Below are 3,767 nucleotides of genomic sequence, written 5' to 3'. Positions count from 1 at the left end.
CTGAAGTTATAGTATTCCCAGTTATTTTTAAATAAATTACAAATTTTAAAATAATATATTATAACTATATTATCATATAATTATAATGAAATCCATAAAGTAAAAACCTCACATTTTGTGAGGTTTTTAGTGAATATAATCACACTATAACTACATTTCTGCACCCATTTTGCTCCACTATCTTCGCCAGTTCCTTCATAGTTTCATCTTTAGGCGTATAACTATTTATTTTATCAGTTCGTACACCAATCTGCCTATATTTTATAAGTTTATATCTTATATCTGGATTTAAACTCGCTATAAGTTTACTGATTTTATCTACATTATAATAGTTGTCTAAAACCTCTGGTACAATAACCGTTCTAATCTCATAAATTTTATTTAACTTAGCTAGGTATTTTACATTTTCTATAACCGTATCATTTTCCATTCCTGTTAGTCTCTTATGCTCTTCATTATCATAGGATTTTATATCTACCATTGCCATATCCATAACATCCACTAGTTCCTCGTGTTCCCATAAGGGCACCGACCCGTTAGTATCAATAAATGACGTTAAATTCATTTTTCTAACTTCCTTAAATAAATCAGTTAGAAACTCACTTTGCAGGGTGCACTCACCACCTGAAACAGTAATGCCAGAGATGAAAGATTTATTTTTATTTATTTCACCTATAACTTCTTCTATAGTCATATTAAGTACTTTAGGTGAACTATTTCTTTTGCAAATTTTTATACATTCATCACATATACTACATAATGCTTTATCCCACACAACATTTGTAGATTTAATTTTAAGAGCACTATGAAGACAAGCACTAACGCATTCTCCGCAGCTATTACATGTATTTATAGTCTCAGGATTATGACAATAAGAGCAGTTAAAATTACACCCTTGTAGAAATATAGCTGTCCTATTTCCTGGCCCGTCCACAGAGCTAAAAGGTATAATTCGGTTTACTAGTCCCTTAATCATTTTTTCTTATCTTTCTGTCAAGTACCCTTTGATTTAGAGCTGCTCCAAGTCCTAGTGCTACAGTATCCTGTAATACCTGCTCTCCATTTTGTAATTTTTCCATCTCTGATCTTTTTACAAGATATCCAGTAATTCTTATTACATCACAATCAGTAGAATATGCCGAAAAATATCTCATTTTTTGCTTAAAAGCACCTTTAATAATATCTAGCACATATCGCGGATTAGCTTTAACAGTGCTATCAAAATTAAATATGTCGCCTATTCCTGAAGGGAAGAACTTATGAAATTTAGCTGCCTCTACTATATGCTGTAAAAGCTCAGGTTCATCCCCAATTGGAATTCTACATCCTGGGCTAATTCCCATATCAGAATCAATTCCCACTTGAGCATGTAATAAATATTTCCCTTCAAATACACTACAGTTAGGATCATTATATTTATTAACCTCTGTTTCTAATTTTTCAATAATTGTATATCCTAAATTATTTGCTACCTCTCCATGACCAAATCTGTTTTCCACTTTAGATGCATCAATAAAATGATTCACACATTCAGCAAGTCCAAACATACCAAACATACCCGTGAAATTATCTTTGCTTATTAATCCTTCTTTTACCAGGAAATTCGTCTCAAAAAACCCGCTTTCCTCCACTATAAATCTGATTCTCTCCTTCATATAACCAGCCATTTTCTCTACTGCATCCGGTAAAATAACATTTATAAATTCATCTTCATTTTCTGTTTTTAAGCAAAGTCCAGCTAAATTCAGTCTAGATAGTGTATAACTTCCACCACCTATAGTGAGTCCATTATAACAACTGGCTATAGCATAATTCCCATCAAACTCTTCAGTAAACATTTCGTGATTGGCAAAACTTGGTTTTGCAGTTATTAAAGCAGTATTAATTGCATCAATAGCAAAATCATCTGGTGTAGACGTGCTATATTTAAAAGTCAGGTTAGGTATCGCATTTTGCAGTTCTCTCTCCGCTCTTAATATTAACCTTCCTGCCACAGTATCCTTTGGTCCTATATTGGCATGACAAAATGAGTCTGTTATAGTTCTATCTATATGTGTTAAAAATAATTTTATCGCATGAAAAGCCTCTTCTTCATCTATTACAAAAGGTTCCAAAAGACTATCTATATTTCCAATATATACAGGAAATGAGGTAATTGATGGTACATGTTTGTATAATATTAATAAACTATTTGTAGCCTCCCAAATATCCATTGGTGGCGTAAGCCCTAAAAATTCACTTCCGTTTTTCATAAATTTCTCATAATTAGGCACTATATACCGAGGTCTGTAAGGTGCCTGTCCCTCAAAAAGATCACAGATTATTCCCTCATCACGAAGTTTTTGAGTCTCCTTACTAATATCTAGAACGTCTATACTGTTTTCTGCAGCTCTAGCAAGGGAAAGTACCTTTTGCTCATAAGTTAGGGTCCCATTTTTAATAATTTCTAAAATGTTGTTCATGATAACACCATCCATTTAAATTATTTTAACCACATTTTCAAATGGGTTGTTTAACATATAAGTATGTGAATTTATTATATGCTGTTAATTATATTTTATATTGAATCTATATTTTTTGCAAAGGTTTTTAATTTAATGTCTTAATATACAAATTTATTTATGTATCTTATAATTTTAAATGAATCTAATAATTAATCACTCTTGCCATTCAACTGTTCAGCGAATATTCTTGCTAAATATTTACCAGTGTTTTTTACCTCATCAATAGTGTTGTTATTTGAGCCTACTTCTATTAGCATTGCATTATCACTTCTATTTTGATTATAAAATCCAAGACCATAATGATTAAAGGTGATTGTTCTGTCTTCCATAAGACCTGGGTATAATTTGTTTGATATTTTCATTATGGAATCTATTAATTCTTTCTGTTTTTGATAATGGGGATTTTTATCAGTTACTACAAACATATACTTAGCAACATCTTCACCATTTATTTTAGTTTTTGATACTCTCCTATTACTTGCAGCAAATCCATCTCTATGTAAATCTATAATTATATCAAAACCTCCATATGCCTTTAAATACTTGTCCAAAGTAACTCCAGATTTTTTGTAAGATTCATCATAGTCTTGTATATTATGAAGCGTTTTATCATGTATAACTGAAATTCCATATTTTTTTTCTAGTTCCTCCTTTATAACATCTCCTACAGCACATACATTTCTTGTTTCATCCGTATCAAAGTTAGTTTTAGATGTACTTGGATCCGATGTGCGATATGCCTCTGTGGTATGAGAATGATATATTAGTACCCTTGGCGCAAGTTTATTTAAAGTTTGTTTTAAATTTTTTGCTACAGCATTAGGATCTTCAATCTTAGTTATCTGCTTTTCACCTAATTCAAAGGGAGTTACTGTTTCTATATTTTCTATATCATTACTGTCATTATTTGCATTTGCATTTGCATTTGCAATAATTTTATTACCTCTAAAATATGAAACTTCTTTTGATATAATCGAAATAGGATTTGAAGTGTCTATTCCTAAAAACGATAAAACGGAATATTTTATTTCACTATTTATATCCTGTTGTCCGCTACTTTTAGAATTAATTGAAACTAATGTATTACTAATAGCCTTAATATAAAAATAATTTTGAGATTTTTCTTCATTTACAGCATTCGTACTTCTAGGTAAAATTAGGCCTAATAAAAAAATTATTAAAAATGTAAAAACACTTAAAAACATTCTCTCATTACTATCTTTTTTTACACCTTTTCGCCTCATCTTCATCCCCCCTCATCAC

General features: G+C 30.7%; 3 protein-coding genes. All 3 read right to left on the bottom strand.

What is annotated here, in order from left to right; translation table 11 throughout:
* Positions 1-139: 139 nt before the first annotated feature.
* Positions 140-976 carry a YjjW family glycine radical enzyme activase gene (locus ACJAX4_RS22765; RefSeq protein ID WP_435791725.1) on the bottom strand — a complete coding sequence of 279 codons (837 nt, stop codon included), beginning with the start codon at positions 974-976 and terminating at the stop codon, positions 140-142.
* The gene (locus tag ACJAX4_RS22760) at positions 969-2,462 is read right to left on the bottom strand and encodes a YjjI family glycine radical enzyme (RefSeq protein WP_435791724.1); all 1,494 of its coding nucleotides are present in this window, start codon (positions 2,460-2,462) and stop codon (positions 969-971) included. The genes ACJAX4_RS22765 and ACJAX4_RS22760 overlap by 8 nt, the downstream gene beginning before the upstream one ends.
* A gap of 191 nt (positions 2,463-2,653) precedes the next feature.
* Complete coding sequence (locus ACJAX4_RS22755; RefSeq protein ID WP_435791723.1) at positions 2,654-3,748, bottom strand: stage II sporulation protein P; 1,095 nt, start codon at positions 3,746-3,748, stop codon at positions 2,654-2,656.
* Positions 3,749-3,767 lie beyond the last annotated feature (19 nt).

The organism is Clostridium sp. (assembly GCF_051278035.1).
Classification (GTDB): Bacteria; Bacillota; Clostridia; order Clostridiales; family Clostridiaceae; genus Clostridium_AD.
This window is presented reverse-complemented; position numbering and strand designations above follow the sequence as displayed.